At 69.7% G+C, this 14,486-nt stretch carries 17 protein-coding genes and 1 pseudogene; 6 read left to right on the top strand and 12 right to left on the bottom strand.

Features of this window, described 5'->3' with window-relative positions; translation table 11 throughout:
* Window positions 1–103: 103 nt before the first annotated feature.
* Entirely contained in the window at window positions 104–775 is a 672-nt protein-coding gene (locus ACZ6ZP_RS13675) for a DUF4232 domain-containing protein (protein WP_468613284.1), read from the top strand.
* A gap of 240 nt (window positions 776–1,015) precedes the next feature.
* Window positions 1,016–2,236, top strand: coding sequence for a metallophosphoesterase (locus ACZ6ZP_RS13670; RefSeq protein ID WP_351157075.1), 1,221 nt, complete (start codon window positions 1,016–1,018; stop codon window positions 2,234–2,236).
* A gap of 60 nt (window positions 2,237–2,296) precedes the next feature.
* Here ACZ6ZP_RS13670 and ACZ6ZP_RS13665 read toward each other — a convergent pair whose 3' ends face one another.
* Together ACZ6ZP_RS13665 and ACZ6ZP_RS13660 are read right to left on the bottom strand one after the other, a co-directional pair.
* Window positions 2,297–3,124, bottom strand: a complete 828-nt coding sequence (locus tag ACZ6ZP_RS13665) for a VOC family protein (RefSeq protein WP_351157078.1) — start codon at window positions 3,122–3,124, stop codon at window positions 2,297–2,299.
* Between the two features lie 202 nt (window positions 3,125–3,326).
* Entirely contained in the window at window positions 3,327–3,554 is a 228-nt protein-coding gene (locus ACZ6ZP_RS13660) for a DUF5133 domain-containing protein (protein ID WP_351157080.1), read from the bottom strand.
* A gap of 305 nt (window positions 3,555–3,859) precedes the next feature.
* Here ACZ6ZP_RS13660 and ACZ6ZP_RS13655 point away from each other — a divergent pair, with 305 nt between their 5' ends.
* A complete protein-coding gene (locus tag ACZ6ZP_RS13655; RefSeq protein ID WP_351157082.1) occupies window positions 3,860–4,648 on the top strand; it encodes a SigB/SigF/SigG family RNA polymerase sigma factor in 789 nt (262 codons plus the stop codon).
* Window positions 4,649–4,697: 49 nt separating this feature from the next.
* On the opposite strand, the gene ACZ6ZP_RS13650 is transcribed toward ACZ6ZP_RS13655, so the two are convergent.
* A complete protein-coding gene (locus tag ACZ6ZP_RS13650; RefSeq protein ID WP_469406827.1) occupies window positions 4,698–5,360 on the bottom strand; it encodes a type III effector protein in 663 nt (220 codons plus the stop codon).
* 127 nt (window positions 5,361–5,487) lie between these two features.
* Here ACZ6ZP_RS13650 and ACZ6ZP_RS13645 point away from each other — a divergent pair, with 127 nt between their 5' ends.
* The 3 genes from ACZ6ZP_RS13645 to ACZ6ZP_RS13635 all read left to right on the top strand — a co-directional run bounded on the left by ACZ6ZP_RS13645 (window position 5,488) and on the right by ACZ6ZP_RS13635 (window position 7,008).
* The gene (locus tag ACZ6ZP_RS13645; RefSeq protein WP_351157087.1) at window positions 5,488–5,922 is read left to right on the top strand and encodes an Hsp20/alpha crystallin family protein; all 435 of its coding nucleotides are present in this window, start codon (window positions 5,488–5,490) and stop codon (window positions 5,920–5,922) included.
* Window positions 5,923–6,073: 151 nt separating this feature from the next.
* Complete coding sequence (locus tag ACZ6ZP_RS13640) at window positions 6,074–6,463, top strand: DUF2267 domain-containing protein (RefSeq protein ID WP_351157090.1); 390 nt, start codon at window positions 6,074–6,076, stop codon at window positions 6,461–6,463.
* Window positions 6,464–6,573: 110 nt separating this feature from the next.
* Window positions 6,574–7,008, top strand: a complete 435-nt coding sequence (locus tag ACZ6ZP_RS13635; protein ID WP_351157985.1) for a DUF2267 domain-containing protein — start codon at window positions 6,574–6,576, stop codon at window positions 7,006–7,008.
* Between the two features lie 133 nt (window positions 7,009–7,141).
* Here the strand turns inward: ACZ6ZP_RS13635 and ACZ6ZP_RS13630 are convergent, their stop codons facing one another.
* The 9 genes and pseudogenes from ACZ6ZP_RS13630 to ACZ6ZP_RS13590 all read right to left on the bottom strand — a co-directional run bounded on the left by ACZ6ZP_RS13630 (window position 7,142) and on the right by ACZ6ZP_RS13590 (window position 14,479).
* On the bottom strand, window positions 7,142–7,762 hold the full coding sequence (locus ACZ6ZP_RS13630) for a dihydrofolate reductase family protein (protein WP_469406825.1): 621 nt from the start codon (window positions 7,760–7,762) through the stop codon (window positions 7,142–7,144).
* Window positions 7,762–8,268, bottom strand: a complete 507-nt coding sequence (locus ACZ6ZP_RS13625) for an SRPBCC family protein (RefSeq protein ID WP_469406824.1) — start codon at window positions 8,266–8,268, stop codon at window positions 7,762–7,764. The genes ACZ6ZP_RS13630 and ACZ6ZP_RS13625 overlap by 1 nt, the downstream gene beginning before the upstream one ends.
* Before the next feature lie 3 nt (window positions 8,269–8,271).
* A complete protein-coding gene (locus tag ACZ6ZP_RS13620; RefSeq protein WP_351157098.1) occupies window positions 8,272–8,613 on the bottom strand; it encodes an ArsR/SmtB family transcription factor in 342 nt (113 codons plus the stop codon).
* A gap of 96 nt (window positions 8,614–8,709) precedes the next feature.
* Window positions 8,710–9,288 (bottom strand): annotated as a pseudogene (locus ACZ6ZP_RS13615) (PP2C family protein-serine/threonine phosphatase).
* A gap of 29 nt (window positions 9,289–9,317) precedes the next feature.
* Window positions 9,318–9,644 carry a hypothetical protein gene (locus tag ACZ6ZP_RS13610; RefSeq protein WP_469407282.1) on the bottom strand — a complete coding sequence of 109 codons (327 nt, stop codon included), beginning with the start codon at window positions 9,642–9,644 and terminating at the stop codon, window positions 9,318–9,320.
* 315 nt (window positions 9,645–9,959) lie between these two features.
* Window positions 9,960–11,060 carry an LLM class flavin-dependent oxidoreductase gene (locus ACZ6ZP_RS13605; protein ID WP_469406823.1) on the bottom strand — a complete coding sequence of 367 codons (1,101 nt, stop codon included), beginning with the start codon at window positions 11,058–11,060 and terminating at the stop codon, window positions 9,960–9,962.
* A gap of 192 nt (window positions 11,061–11,252) precedes the next feature.
* Window positions 11,253–12,134: a phytanoyl-CoA dioxygenase family protein gene (locus ACZ6ZP_RS13600; protein ID WP_366461650.1), complete on the bottom strand. Its 882-nt coding sequence runs from the start codon at window positions 12,132–12,134 to the stop codon at window positions 11,253–11,255.
* Window positions 12,135–12,277: 143 nt separating this feature from the next.
* Entirely contained in the window at window positions 12,278–13,027 is a 750-nt protein-coding gene (locus ACZ6ZP_RS13595; protein WP_469406821.1) for an iron-containing redox enzyme family protein, read from the bottom strand.
* Window positions 13,028–13,162: 135 nt separating this feature from the next.
* Window positions 13,163–14,479, bottom strand: coding sequence for an ATP-grasp domain-containing protein (locus ACZ6ZP_RS13590; RefSeq protein WP_469406820.1), 1,317 nt, complete (start codon window positions 14,477–14,479; stop codon window positions 13,163–13,165).
* Window positions 14,480–14,486: the final 7 nt, after the last annotated feature.

Here is a 14,486-nt window from a genome sequence, read left to right as displayed (position 1 = left end):
CTGCCTGTGACAGAACGAGGACGTCGCTGAGGACTGCCTGTAACTCGGTGCGGGATACAAATACTTCAGACCGCACGCACCGAGCTCCTCCTGGGGGAACACCGTGAAGCACACCCGCATCGCCGCTCTCGCCGCCATCGGCGTCGCCGCCAGCCTCTCGCTCACCGCCTGTGGCGGCGATGACTCCGGGAAGAACTCGTCCTCCAAGGGCTCCTCGTCCTCGTCTTCCTCGTCCTCGCAGGACGGTTCACAGTCGGAGAGCGGCTCGGGCTCCGACAGCTCGAAGTCGGAGGCCGGCGACACACAGTCGGGTTCCGGACAGGACGCCAAGGCCGGCGCCGCGAACGGCGCGACGAAGACCGGGGGCAAGGTCACGTTCTGCAAGACGGAGGACCTGGCCATCGACGCCAAGGACGCCGCGCCCGACGAGGCCTCCGGCCGGATCGACATCACCATGATCAACCGGGGTTCGGCCACCTGCTCGGCGACCGGCTTCGCGGGCGTGGACATCAAGGACGCCGACAACACCTCCAACCCCATCGAGCGCGGCCGGGCCCAGCCGCGTGTCACCACCCTGAAGCCCGGCGACGCCGCTGTCTTCAACCTCGCCTACGACATCGACACCACCGGCGACACCCTCTCGCACCCGACCAACATCCTGGTGACGCCCCCGAACGAGACCCACACCGTGACCCTGCGGTGGCCCGCGGACGCGGGGGACATCAAGGGCGCCTACACCGATGTTCAGGTCTTCCCCACGCACACCACCAAGTAGAGGTCGCGGCCATAGACAGCGCCCGTGGTCCGCTGTTCCGCTCCGGGACGGTCTTCAGCACATAGCAAGTAGCAAGTAGCAGAAGATCGTCATCGGGGAACGGTGCGGTGCAGCCGTCACGGGTCATCAGGCCGCACTCGCCGTCCTGGGCCAGGGGGTTGCGGAGCGGGACCTGCTCAGGGCACCAGGGCGACCGGGTACAGTGCGCGCCTGCAGCCTGGCTACCTGAGGAGGGGAAGCGTGACCGACACCAGCGAGGCCCGATCCGCGGACAGTGCGGCGCATGCGGCCCAGCAGAGCCGACTGCGCCGCCTGATGCGCTACATCCCTTTGATCGCTCCCGTCCTGCTGTGGACCGTGCCGTGCTGGGTGCTGCTCCACACCGGCCAGCACTGGCCGCTCCCCGTCGCACTGGGCGGCACCGCGCTCTTCGCCCTCGGTCTGATCGGGATGCCTCTCGCGATGGCGCGCGGCCACGGCCGACGACAGCAGGACCGGGCGGCGATCGTCGGAGACACCCTCCTCGGGGCGGCCTGGGTACTGTTCACCTGGTCCGTCCTGCTCGGCGTCCTGCTGCGCCTCGCCCTGACCGTGGCGGGCGTAGGCGACGGGCAGAGCCGGGCCCGGATCGTCAGTTGGGCGGTCCTCGGCACGGCCGCCGTGCTGCTCGCCTGGGGATACGCCGAGGCCCGCCGGGTGCCCCGGGTGCGTCGGCTCGACGTCCAACTCCCGCGCCTGGGAGCCGGATTGGACGGCACCCGCGTGGCCCTCATCACCGACACCCACTACGGCCCGCTCGACCGCGCCCGCTGGTCGGAGCGGGTCTGCGAGACGGTCAACACCCTGGAAGCCGACCTGGTCTGCCACACCGGCGACATCGCGGACGGCACGGCCGAACGCCGCCGCGCCCAGGCCGCCCCGCTCGGCACCGTGCGAGCCACCCGGGCCCGGGTCTACGTCACCGGCAACCACGAGTACTACAGCGAGGCCCAGGGCTGGGTCGACCTGATGGACGAGCTGGGCTGGGAGCCGCTGCGCAACCGCCATCTGCTGCTCGAACGCGGCGGCGACACCCTTGTGGTCGCCGGCGTGGATGACGTCACCGCCGAGTCCTCGGGCCTGGCCGGCCACCGGGCCCACCTCGCCGGGGCCCTGGACGGCGCCGACCCCGACCTGCCCGTCCTGCTCCTGGCCCACCAGCCCAAGTTCGTCGACCGGGCCGCAGCGGGCGGCGTCGACCTCCAGCTCTCCGGCCACACCCACGGCGGCCAGATCTGGCCCTTCCACCACCTCGTCCGCATCGACCAGCCCGCCCTCGCAGGCCTCAGCCGCCACGGCACCCGCACCCTCCTCTACACGAGCCGCGGCACCGGCTTCTGGGGCCCGCCGTTCCGCGTCTTCGCCCCCAGCGAGATCACCCTGCTCGTGCTCCGTTCCCCGCAGCGGCCCGCCACGCCCTGACACGCCCTGACACGGAGCGTGCCGACGATCGCGCAGGCCGCCGCGGCAGACAGGATCGGATCAGCGCAGATTCTCGCTCCGAGGCTCCGCGCGTCCCGTCACGGTGAACATGCTGCCCTGAGGGTCACACAGGGTAGTCGCAGGGGTGTGCTCGTCACCGTGTCGCACCACGGATCCGCCATGGCGGAGGGCCGCACGCACGGTGGCCTCAGGGTCGGCGACCGTGAAGTAGACGTCCCATCGGGGCAGGTCCGCCGGGTTGGGGGCGGCGTCGACGGCGCCCGATCCGAGTCGGGCGAGCACCTGACCCTCCTGGCTCAGGACGACTTCGTCGTGCTCGTAGCCGACGTCGCAGCAGCCGGGACGTTCGCAGGCCCAGTCCAGGACCTGGCCGTAGAAAATGGCCGCTTCGAAGGGGTTGGGTGACCGCAGGCGCAGCCAGACGGGGGCGTCCGCACGCCAGGAGTGCCAGTCGGAGATGAGCTGACCCTCCCAGATGCCGAAAACGGCGCCGTCCCGGTCCGCCGCGAGCGCGCCCCGGCCTACGGGGAAACGCAGCGGCCCCACGGCGACCGTGGCGCAGCGCTCACGGATCCGTGCGGCCGTCTCGTCGGCGTCTTCGACCGCGAAATAGGGCGTCCAGGCGACAGGAACCCTGAGCGTCGAGGCGAAAGCTCCGATGCCGGCCACGGGCTTGCCCTCGTGCAGGGCGACGCGGAAGTCCTCGCCGAGACTCGCCGGGCGGAACGTCCAGCCGAAGACCGCGCTGTAGAAGGACTCCGCGGCCGCCAGGTCGTGCGTCAGCAAGCTCGTCCAGCAGGGCGCGCCGACGATCTCGCGGCTGCGGGTCGCGTCTGCGGCATGGGTGGCAGTTCGGTGTTCGGTCATCGCACTCGACATCCCTGGGCAAGGAGACGCGGGAGTGGGTCAGCCGCGTCTCGCGCGTTGCCACGCCAAGCCCATCCGGAGGGCTTGATCGCCCGGTTTTACCCGCTTTCTCCATCTTATCCGGCATCGGGCGTCCGCTGAGGCCCGGACCTGCGCCCCGGGCCCCAGCCGTGGGTCTGCTGCGGCGCGGCAGACGCGCCGGTCAGGAAGCGGGGACGGAGTCGTCTTCGACGCGCGCCGCGGAAAGCCGGCGTCGGGCGGCGATGAGGGCGGCGCTGATGTTGCGGGTACCGGTCGACACGCACAGCGTGTAGGCGACATCTTCCATGCGCTGACGCGCTTCCTTGGTGCCCTTCTCGGCATGCAGGGCGCTCAGCGTCTCGTACTGCTCGAGCAGGTTCTTCAGCACGACCGGGTGTGCCATCAACATCAGGGGCCTCCCTCAAAGCCTCTATGTGTAGGGGTTGCACGCACCTTGTGCCCCAAGACCAAACCAGTATTCGACCGTACTTTCGCTCTGTCGCCCGGCCCGTTCAAGCCCTCGGTCGCGGGCGTCGTGCCACCACCGGCCGGCCCGCGGCGTTCGCTCGCCGGCGTTGTTTGTCGGCGTTGTTTGTCGGCGGGGCCGAGGGGCAGGCGGTCATCAAGTGCTTGGGACAACAGGCGCTTCTCAAGGAGGGACCAGGACTCAATTCCGCAGGTCCTCCCGCTGACCACCGTCATGAGGAGTGTTCTATGGCCACCCGCCACCACGATGCCCCCGACACCGAGCAGGTCTTTCAGCGTCTCGCCGCCACACCTGAGGGCCGTGAACGCGATGTGCTGCGCGAGGAATTGGTGAAGGCCTGGTTGCCGATGGCCCACCGCCTTGCCGGTCGCTTCCGCAACAAGGGCGAAAGCCTCGAGGACCTGCAACAGGTGGCAGCCCTGGGCCTGGTCAAGGCCGTTGAGCGATACGACCCCGACCGCGGGGCCTTCGAGGCCTACGCCGTCCCCACCATCACCGGGGAACTGCGCCGCCACTTCCGCGACCACAGCTGGGACGTACGCGTTCCGCGCCGGGTCCAGGACCTGCGGAACAAGGTCCGCACCGCCCGACGGGACCTGATGCTCCAGCCCGGCCGCAGCACCGAACCCGGCGTGGAGGACATCGCCGCGCAGGCGGGGCTCACGCCGGACGAGGTGCGGGACGGAATGGAAGCCCTGGACAGCTACAGCAGCCTGTCCCTGGACGCCGAAATCGGTACCGCACAGGACGGGTACAGCCTCGCCGACACCCTCGGCCGGGCCGAACCCCGCTACGACCTGATAGCCGACCGGGAAGCCGCGAAAGTGGGCCTGAAGAAGCTCCCGGAGCGGGAACGCACCATCCTCTACCTGCGCTTCTTCAAGGACATGACGCAATCGCGCATCGCCGAGGAAATGGGCGTCTCCCAGATGCACATCTCCCGCCTCATCACCAGCAGTTGCGAGAAGGTCCGCGAAGACGTCAGCCGCGATCTGTACGTCCAGCAGGCTGCTTGACCCCGGCCTACTCACGGGCCGTATCGGTTCGCCGCGGTGGACTGGGACGTCAGGTGGCGGGCCCCCGGCGGTCGCCGTCCGATTGGCGGAGTCGGTCGGTGTCGTGGGTGATGGCGTCGATGCGGGCCGCGAGGTCCGGGTGGCTGCTCTTGAGGTGCGTGTGGGTGTCGGCGAGTGGGGTGATGAGGCGGGCGGCGTCGTTGTCGGCGAGGGCTTCGGTGAGCCGGGCCAGGGGTGCGCGGGCGCGGGCGGGGAGGTCGGAGAGGGCAGTGATCTGGCCTGCGAGTTGGCGAAGTTCGGCGGCGTTGCTCCGCGCCCAGGCGGTGACGGTGCGGTCGGCGGCGCGCCGGCTTCGGGTGGCTTGGACGCGCTCTTCGCCGGTGGTGCCGGGCTTTCCGGGGCGTACGCGCAGGTAGCGCCGCTCCGCGGCCTGGCGGCTGGCGACGCCCAGGGGGTGGGCGAGGTCCGCCCAGCTGGAGCCCGCGGTGCGGGCCGCGTCGATCAGCGAGGGTTCCCATCCTGCGAGCTGGTCACGCAGTTCACGCAGGAGGAGGAGGGCCGCCAGCGCCTGGTCGGCACTGGCTTGCCCGTCCTCCGGGCGGGGCCCTGCCTGCGGGGTCTGGGCGGTGCGGATGGCTTCGTCGATGGCGCTCAGTGCTGCCGCGGCGGCGAAGAACGAGGTGGGGTCACGGGGCTCGGGAGAAGCGTTCATGGAGATCCTCTCAGGGCGTCACCCGTTGGATGACACCGGAACTTGTCATCGTTTGGATGACATGTTACAACCGTGTCAGACGAAGCGCATTGGCAGTTACTGCCAGACCTGTGGAGGTGTTTTCGTGATGTTGATGCGCACTGACCCGTTCCGCGAACTCGACCGCCTCGCCCAGCAGCTGACGGGTGTGAGCGGCACGTGGTCCCGGCCCTCGACGATGCCGATGGACGCCTATCGCGAGGGCGAGGAGTACGTGATCGCCCTCGATCTGCCCGGGGTCGCCAAGGACGCGATCGACATCGACGTCGAGCGGAACATGCTCACCGTCAAGGCCGAGCGCCGGCCTCTGGTGAAGGAGGACGACGTACAGCTCGAGCTCGCCGAGCGCCCCCTGGGCGTCTTCTCCCGTCAGCTGGTCCTGGCCGACACGCTGGACACCGAACGCATCACGGCCGACTACGAAGCAGGGGTACTGACCCTGCGCATCCCGATCGCCGAGCGCGCCAAGCCCCGCAAGATCGCGATCGGCGGGGAGACCAGGCACCAGCAGATCAGGGGCTGAGGAACCGGCGCTTCTCGACCGCGCCGACAGCGGAGGGCGGGCACCAAGCTCCCCCTTCCAGCTCCGCCCTCCGCACTTCGCCCTCGCACCCCGTACTCCGCACTTCGCACTTCGCACTTCGCACCCCGAAGCGAAAGGGGCAGTAGTGGCCATGCGATGGGAAGCATTTCTCCGTCACGTGCAGGAACGCGGCGAGTACGCCACCCCCCAGGAAGCCGAGCGGGCCGCGCGTACGGTTCTGGCGCTGCTGGGCGCCCATCTGGTGGGTGAGGTCCGGGCCGAGCTGGCCGCCCGCCTCCCGGAGACCTTCGCCATGATCCTGCTCAACCCGCTCCAGGCCCCCGAGCCGCTCCCGCCGGAGCGGTTCCTGCGGGCGAGTGCGGCGTGGATCGAGGGCGCCACCGAACAGACCGCGGCCTGGGACGTCGGCGCCGTACTGAGCGTGGCCGCCGATGCGGCGGGCGAGGACCTGACCCGCCGCATCCTGCTCCAGCTGCCCCCGGGCTACGACCTCCTCTTCGGCCGCCCCCAACACACCTGAACCCACCGGACCATCACCCGCCCACCACATCGGCAGAGTCGGCCACCGCTCCCCCGGCCGGCCCTCCCCGGCGAGAAACACCCTTGGACGAGAAAGGCAGTCACTTCGCGATGCTTCCGCTGCGTGCACCGGCTACCGCACGGGTCGGCATGACGTTTGACCAGATGGTCGAGAGAATCCGTTACGAGGGCGCCTATCCCACCCGGGAGCGGGCCGAGGAGGTCACGCGTGCCGTGCTGGCCGCCCTGGGCCGTCAACTCACCGGCGACGAACGCGTCGACCTCGCCGCCCGCCTCCCCTTCGAGGCCGCACGTGTCTTCACCGGCCAGGTCCCCGACACCCAACGGCTCACCGGATGGGGCTTCGTCAAGGATCTCGCCACCCGCACCGGCGCCACCCCCGCGACGGCCCGCTGGGACACCGGAGCCGTTCTCGCCGCCGTCGGCCACCTGGCAGGTCCCGGCCTCCTGGATCGCGTCCTCACCCAACTCCCGTCCGGCTACGCGCTGCTGTTCGGCCGCGCCGAACTCACCCAGGCCGCATGAACGATGCCTGGCGGGAGACGTGGCACCGGCAGCCGTAGCGACTGAGGAGTGAGCGCGCACCGGGCACCGGGCAAGGGCTCCGGCGAGAACACTGTCGAAGCCCTGCCCGCGTGCCCTTGGAGCGGTGGTGTGGCTACCGTGGGTGCACGGCGTAGGTCAGGTGCGTCACCCGCGGGGACGGCTCCGAGCGGACCTGCTCCAGAGCGACCCTGGACGCGTCCACGCCGTCGAACAGGCGGATGCCGGCGCCGAACAGCACCGGTGACAGCGCGATCGAGAACTCGTCGACCAGACCGGAGTTCAGGTACTCCAGGATCGTCGCGCCGCCGCCCGCGATGCGGACGTCGCGGTCGCCGGCGACTTCGCGGGCCTGGTCGAGCGCGGTCTCGATGCCGTCGTTGACGAAGTGGAACGTGGTGCCGCCGGCCCGCTCCCAGGGGTCGCGCTTCTCGTGCGTCACGACGAAGACCGGCGTATGGAAGGGCGCCTCCTCCGGCCACATCCGCTCGCCGGCGTCGAACATGCGCTTGCCCATGACGCTTGCGCCGGTGCGCTCGAACGTCTCCCGCACGATGTCGTTGTCGCGCCCTTCCTCGCCGCCCTCGCCGAGCTTCAGGTTCTCCCGGAAGAATCGTTGCGGGAAGACCCACCGCTGCAGTTCCATCCACTGCTGCCGCATCAAGTCCTCGACGGACTCGGGCGCCATGAACCCGTCGAGCGACATCGTCACGCTGAAGAACACCTTGCCGGCCATCAGCCCTCCGCTCCCTTCCGCGCGAGGTCGGCGACGTAGGCGGCCAGGTTGCTCAGGGTCTGCCGGCCGCCCTCGACCGCGTGGTACTTCTCGACCGCCTCGTCGCGCAGTTCCTTGGTGGGGAACACCGTGCGCATCTCGATCCGGGTCGCCGCGCCGTCGGGCTCGAACGTCAGGACCGTCTCGAAGGCGTTCGGGTCGCCGCGGAACGCACCATGGAGAAGCTCGATGCGCTCCGGCGCGGAGATGTCGGTCCAGGTGATCCACTCGCTGTAGTCGGTCCCGTCCGGTCCGTGCATCACGAAGTCCCACTCCGCGCCGACGCGGAACTCGAACGACCGCGTGGTGGTGGTGAACCCCTCAGGCCCCCACCACCGCGACAGGTGCCGGACCTCGGTGAACGCCGTGAACACCAGCTCCCGCGGGGCGTCGATGACCCTGGAGATCACGGTCTCCCGGTCGGCCGTCGCCGATTCCGCCCGCGATTCTTGCCTTGCCCCTGTCATCGGTCATTCCTCCTGTTGCGTCTGCTTGAGGTCCTGCACATAGGCGTCCAGCCGGTCGAAGCTCTCGTTCCAGAACCGCTCGAAGCCGCCGACCCACTCGTGGACCGGCCGCAGCCCGTCGGCGTCCAGGCCGTAGAGACGCTGCTTGCCCGCCCCGCGGACCCGCACAAGGCCCACCTCCCGGAGCACCCGCAGATGCTTGGACGCTCCCGGCTGGCTCATCCCCAGCTCCTGGGCCAGCTCGGTCACCGGCCGCTCCCCCGCCCGCAGCAGCGCCAGGATGTCCCGGCGCTGCGGCTCGGCGATCGCGTTGAAGACATCCGACGTCGTCGCTGCTCGTGCCATGGAAGCCATCGTATTCCCATATCGGCATACGTCAAGCGGGTCACGACGGGCCGGGTGAGGCTTGCCGGATCCTGCCACGCACCGACGAGTCCAGGCTCAAGTAAGTGCCTGTTTGTCGGCTCCTTGGCTCGGGTGGATGCGGCGCAGGGCGAGGAGGGTTGCGTCGTCCGTGCGGTGCGGCCCATCGAGATGGGCGGCCAGGCGGCGGGCGTAGTCGTCAGCCGTCGTGCCCGGCGCCGGGAGGCTGTTGGGCGAAGCACTGCCGGCGGCGGTCAGGAAGCGGCGGGTGTCCTCGTCCGGGTCGTGGTCACGGCGTTCGGTCAGGCCGTCGGTGTACAGCAGCACGATGTCGCCGATCTCGAGCGAGACGGCCGCAGCGGTGCAGTCGGTACCAGGGAGCACTCCGAGCGGCGGTCCGGGCCCGCCTTCCGGTTCGGGCAGCTGGGTGACCTCGCCCGCTCGGACGAGCACGGGGCGGGGATGGCCCGCTCAGGTCCAGCGCAGCAGATCGCGTTCGGGGTGGAATCGGACGATGATCGCGGTGGCGGTGGATTCGATGCCGTCGGCGCACGCCAACTCGTTGAGCCAGTAGGTCAGTTGCTCGACCGGCCGATCGGTACAGGCGAGCCCCGCCAGCGCGTAGCGCAGTTTCGCCATCAGTGTGGCCGCCTCCAGGCCGTGGCCCCGTGCGTCGCCGAGGGTGATCAGCAGGCGGCGGCCGGGGAGCCTGCGCGCCTTGTACCAGTCGCCGCCGACCCGGCCTCCCGCGCATCGGGGCGGTAGACGGCGGCGGCTTCGAGTCCGTAGGCGGCCAGCTCGTCCCGGAAGTGCGGCAGTACCGCCTCGCGCAGCGCGTCCGCAACCTCGGCGACCGCTTCTGCGCGCTCGCGCTGACGGCGCGCCTCGCGCTCGGCCCGTTCGGCCTCGGCACGGTGGCGCAGGTCCCCCGTGACGTCGACGAGGACGCCGCGCACGGCCCACACCAGGCTCCCGGGCGCGATGCGGAGGGGCTCGGCCGTCATCCGGATCACGCGCCCGCCCCTGCTGGGCAGTCGCAGTTCGCACTGGGCGGTCCGCTTGCGAGCGGCCGTCGCCTTCTTGGCACGTCGGGTGAAGTACTCGCCAAACCGCTTGAGGTTCCCCTCGGGCGGAATCCGAGCCCGAGGTAGAAACCTTCAGGGCTGCCCGTGCCCGGATGCCAAACGGTGGTCAGGCGGGTGTCGCCGCGACCTGCTCCCCCGCTTGATCACGTGCTCGGGCGAAGGTCGGACGCGGGTCATGGGCCAGCTCTGCCGTCATGGGCCGGAGCCTACAAAGGCCCACTGGCAGGCGTCGCGACGATCAGTTCACGGCGCCGCGCGGCCCGCGGGAGACCCGGCGCGTTCGAGTTGGCGCAACAGCGGCAGCACGCGGGTGTAGAAGATCCGCATCTCCTCCCGGGTCGGCCAGCCGGAGAAGATGAACTCGCTGATCCCGGCCTCCTTGTACTCGTAGAGATACGCCGCCACTTCCTCAAAGCTGCCCACCACGCAGAGGGCCGGCCCGCCGCGATATGCCACGGCACCCGAGAACAGCATGGGGGAAAGCCAGCCGGAGTCCGCGGACTCGGCCAGGCGGAAGGAAGTGTTCACTGCCACGGAATCGGAGGAGGCCACGGCATCCGCGATCCGTTTCCGGTGTTCTTCGTCGGGGTCGCGCATCATGTCGGCGAGATCCGCCAGCGCTTCCGCGCGGCTCTCCCTCGCCAGCACATGCATACGAGTTCCCACACGGCCGCCCCGCGTCAGGACGGGCTTCGCCGCCGCGGCCATTCCCTCGGGAGTATCGCCGTACCGCAGCCAGCAGTCGCCGTGGTCCACGGCGGTCCGCTGCGCCACGTCGGATGCCCCGCTGATGTATATCTCGGGACGGCCTCCGCCCTTGTATCCCAGGCCGACCTGCGCGTCCTTGAGTCGATAATGGTCGCCCTCGTAGGACAGCGGGGTCTCACCGCGCCAGAACCGGTGCAGGATGTCCAGGAACTCGTTGGAGCGTGCGTAGCGCTCGTCGTGGGCGAGGAAGTCTCCGTAGAACGCCTGCTCGACCGGGGAGGTACCGGCGACCAGGTTGAGGGATATCCGCCCGTCCCCCATCCAAGAGACCGTGTTGACCACCTGGGCGAAGAGCGTCGGGGGGAGCAGCCCGGGACGGTAGGCGAGGAGGAACTTGACGCGCTGGGTCTCGCGGACCAGGGCGCCGAGCATCGGGAGCGGATCAGGCATGTGGAAGCCGATCCCCATGAGGAGCGAGTCGACACCCAGGCGGTCCGCTTCCTGCGCGAAGTCGACGATTCCCTCGAAGTCGAGCTGGCCGACCTGGTATTTCCCCGACGCCTTCTGCTGCCCACTGAGCGGCGAGTTCCAGTGGACTCTCAACTCGTCCGAGTCCGACCGCGGTTGGCTTGACAAGCCACTGACGACCACGTTCTCACCTTCCGATCGCTCGATTCTGATGGTTTTGCTCCGTCAGGACCCGTGCGGTGCAGCCGAGTACGGCCTCCCGTCCGGCCCGCCGTGGCGGTGACGGTGGCGTGGCCGCCGTCCGCGCCGCCCCGCGGGCAGGCACGGACGACCGTCACGTTCGGCGTACTCAGGGGGCTGTCACTTCGCCTCCCCCAGCGTGGCGTACCCGGTGCTCTTCGCCGTCGCGGTCTGGTTGGCGCCCTCCTGGAGCTGGAAGAGCGAGCCGAAGGGGCGCTCCGCGAGCGGGAGACGCCACGCCCCGGCTTCCACCCGTGCCGTGTCCGACACGCTGCCGCGCAGCAGTTTCACTCCGGGCTCGTTGTGGCCGGCGTGCGGGCCGAAGTGGATCGGGTAGGCGTCGGCGGCCCGGTAGGCCGGCAGGAAGGCGCGGCGGTACCGGTCGGAGCGGTTCGGCGACGAGTAGTGCAGGAGCAGGCAGTGGATGAAGACCACGCTGCCTGCGGGCGCCTCGATGGGCACGGCGAGCGTTGATTCGGGGGCGCTTGCGCCCGCTACCTTGCCGCGGAAGTAGCCGTCGACGTAGTGGTCGGCGAGGCCGCGCCGATGGGAGCCGGGGACGGCCTGGAGGGCGGAGTTCTCGGTGGTGGTGTCGTCGAGGTAGACGAGGGCCGTCACCAGGTCGGTGTTGGTGTGGGGGTAGTAGGCGAAGTCCTGGTGCCACTCCACGACGCTGCCCACTTGCGGGGCCTTGAGGTGGAGCTTGCTGTAGTGGAACAGGATGTCGGGGCCGATGAGTGCCTCGACGTGGTCGAGCAGTTCGGGGTGGGCGGCGGCCCGCTCGAACGCGGGGTGCTGTTTGGTGGGCGACCAGATCCGGCGGGCCATGCCGTTGTCACCCGGCTCCACTTCGGCGACGGAGCCGATGTCGGGGACGTCCAGGATCTCCGTGATGGCGGTGTTGAGCTCGCCGACTTCGCTCGGATCGAAGAGACGCTCGGCGACCGCGAAGCCGTTTTCGCGGTACTCCTTGACGAGCGCGGCTGTGTTGGGAGCGGACATTCGCGGGGTTCCTCTCTACTGGGCGGCGGGTGCGGTGGGATGGGGTCCGTTCGGGCTCGCCGGGCGACGGCTGCCGGCCGGACCCTCAGGCGCACCGCGTGCCGGTCCTGCCGTCGACGTGGGTCCGGGACGGGACGTACGGGTCACGCAGCGGTCTCCGCGTGCCGGGCGACGGTGTCCGCGTAGATCTCCCGGAAGAACATCGCGAGGATCTCCTGGACGTCGTCGATGTACTTGAACACCTTCTGGAAGTCCTCCTCGCTGAAGATCAACTGGCGGAGGATGTCCCACATCTCCTGGGAGTGGTCTTCGGTGGTGTCGACATGGAGGTGGGCGGCCTGCCCCTTGACGTTCTCCTTGCCGAGCCGCTCCTGGAGGTTTTCGACGATGGCCGGCTGGAGCTTGACCTGGGTGTACTCCACCAAGTAATTCGAGACGACCGGGGCGAGGGCCGACTCGTGCTCCAGCGCGTAGTAGAAGAAGCCCTCGAAGAGGCGGGTGGAGAGGTACGGCTCAGTGGCGAGGATCTCTTCCTCGGTGACACCGGCGGCCGCGGCGTCGTTGATGTACAGCTTGTCGTGCAGCATCTCGTCGGCCTGGTACTGCGCGTAGTCGCGGGCGGCCCTGGGCGACACCTGGGCGATCTTGCAGATGGCCTTGGACTGGCTCACCCGGGAGAGGCGGATCCGCCACACGTGCTCGATGAGGGTGCGACGGTAGTACGCCCGGTGGACCTCGGGCTCGGTCAGGTGGGAGGCGAAGGGGACGGTGGCCTTCCACTCCGCCATCTTCTTGTCCATGTAGCGGTCGAGCTCGGCCTTCTTCAGACGGCTCTGCTCCTCGTTGTAGAACGGCTTCGGGTGGGTGATCCCGGTGTTCTGCACGCGGTTCATCGTGTCTCCTTCACCAGAGGGTTCGCGTGGGGCGTTCACGGACGGGGTTCACGGACGGGTCGGAGTGTGGGTCGGCCGGCGCGGTGGCGGCCGGTCGTGGGCGATCCGCTCGCCGACCCGGGTGAGCCCTGGCGGTCAGCGGTAGCGGACATGGAAGTGCTCCGTCGCGTGTCGGTCGAGGAAGGCGGTCTCGGCCTCGAGGTGGTCGGCCGCCACGTCCCACAGGGCGTCCATCAGGCAGATCCCCCGGTCGGACGCCTCGAGTTCGGTTCCCTCCGCCACGTGGACGCGCAGGATGCGGGGCGGGCGGGTGGGCGGCTCGAAGCGGATCGTGTCGACGGTCCGCCCCTTCTCCCCGTACTTGCTGAGGAACACGGTCGCCCGGGTGGACGCGTCGGTGCGCAGGGCCTCCAGCTGGGAGGCGCGGGAGAGCCGGTCGTGGAAGGCGTCCCGCTCCCCGTCGGGCAGCAGCAGGGACTCGGTCCACAGGTCGAGGAGGGAGTGCCCGGTGACGGTCTGGACGCTGGCGTTGATGAGGCTGCCGCCCATCCGGGGGTTGATCTCGATGATCTCCCAGCGCTTCTTCGACTCCCAGTACTTGACCTCGACGTGGAAGGCGCCGTCGGTCAGCCCGTGCCTCTCCAGCTCGGCGAGGCAGCGGGTGACGTGGCCGGCTCCCTCCAGGACGAGTTCGTTGTCGAGGCTCACGGGCGGGCTGACCGACATCCCCTCCAGGATGGTCCGCTCCAGGCGTTCCACGCGGGCCTTCTCGTGGACGCACAGGTGGTGGATGCGGCCGTCGAGGACGAAGGTCTCGAAGCTGAACTCCGGGCCCTCGACGTACTCCTCGACCAGGAAGTCGTACCGGTCCATGAAGATCGCCTTCATGCGCCGGTCGGCGCGCATCTGCTCCTGGATCGCGGGCAGGTCGGCCAGGTCGTCGACGTCGTCCAGGACGAAGGTCGCGAAGGACGAGGCACCGCGCACCGGCTTCACGAACCAGCGTGCGGAGGAGTCGAGTTCGGGGGGCACGCCGGGGGTGACGCGGTGGACACGGACCTCGCTCAGTCCCTGGGCGAAGAGGTGTCGGCGCAGTTCGTACTTGTCGAGGCAGAGGCGCAGCGCGGACTCGGCGGAGTCACGCGCGCCGAGCCGCTCGTTGAGCTCGGCCATCAGGAGCCGGTAGCCCTCGAAGGTGGCGATGGCGGCCTCGACTTGGTAGCCCCGGTCGGCGAGTTCGCGTACGGCCTTCTCGACGTCGCCGGAGCGCAGTTCGGGTTCCTCGGTGACCACGCAGTCCGCCACATGGCGGCGGCTCGCGTCCAGGACCCCCGGCGTCTCCGGCTGGGAGCTGAGGGCGACCAGGGTCAGGCCGAGCCCGGCGGTGGCCGCGGCGATCTCCTCGGTGTACGACTTGCCTTGGTGCATGAGCAGCAGAATCGCTGTCTTCATCGGTGCA

It is taken from the genome of Streptomyces sp. NPDC054047 (assembly GCF_055585065.1).
This window is presented reverse-complemented; position numbering and strand designations above follow the sequence as displayed.

What these genes read in the sequence shown, in the direction of transcription:
- ACZ6ZP_RS13665 (WP_351157078.1), bottom strand. Translation starts at nt 3,124, where the DNA reads ATGACCGAACACCGAACTGCCACCCATGCCGCAGACGCGACCCGCAGC.
- ACZ6ZP_RS13660 (WP_351157080.1), bottom strand. Translation starts at nt 3,554, where the DNA reads ATGTTGATGGCACACCCGGTCGTGCTGAAGAACCTGCTCGAGCAGTAC.
- ACZ6ZP_RS13655 (WP_351157082.1), top strand. Translation starts at nt 3,860, where the DNA reads ATGGCCACCCGCCACCACGATGCCCCCGACACCGAGCAGGTCTTTCAG.
- ACZ6ZP_RS13650 (WP_469406827.1), bottom strand. Translation starts at nt 5,360, where the DNA reads ATGAACGCTTCTCCCGAGCCCCGTGACCCCACCTCGTTCTTCGCCGCC.
- ACZ6ZP_RS13645 (WP_351157087.1), top strand. Translation starts at nt 5,488, where the DNA reads ATGTTGATGCGCACTGACCCGTTCCGCGAACTCGACCGCCTCGCCCAG.
- ACZ6ZP_RS13640 (WP_351157090.1), top strand. Translation starts at nt 6,074, where the DNA reads ATGCGATGGGAAGCATTTCTCCGTCACGTGCAGGAACGCGGCGAGTAC.
- ACZ6ZP_RS13635 (WP_351157985.1), top strand. Translation starts at nt 6,574, where the DNA reads ATGCTTCCGCTGCGTGCACCGGCTACCGCACGGGTCGGCATGACGTTT.
- ACZ6ZP_RS13630 (WP_469406825.1), bottom strand. Translation starts at nt 7,762, where the DNA reads ATGGCCGGCAAGGTGTTCTTCAGCGTGACGATGTCGCTCGACGGGTTC.
- ACZ6ZP_RS13625 (WP_469406824.1), bottom strand. Translation starts at nt 8,268, where the DNA reads ATGACAGGGGCAAGGCAAGAATCGCGGGCGGAATCGGCGACGGCCGAC.
- ACZ6ZP_RS13620 (WP_351157098.1), bottom strand. Translation starts at nt 8,613, where the DNA reads ATGGCACGAGCAGCGACGACGTCGGATGTCTTCAACGCGATCGCCGAG.
- ACZ6ZP_RS13600 (WP_366461650.1), bottom strand. Translation starts at nt 12,134, where the DNA reads ATGTCCGCTCCCAACACAGCCGCGCTCGTCAAGGAGTACCGCGAAAAC.
- ACZ6ZP_RS13595 (WP_469406821.1), bottom strand. Translation starts at nt 13,027, where the DNA reads ATGAACCGCGTGCAGAACACCGGGATCACCCACCCGAAGCCGTTCTAC.
- ACZ6ZP_RS13590 (WP_469406820.1), bottom strand. Translation starts at nt 14,479, where the DNA reads ATGAAGACAGCGATTCTGCTGCTCATGCACCAAGGCAAGTCGTACACC.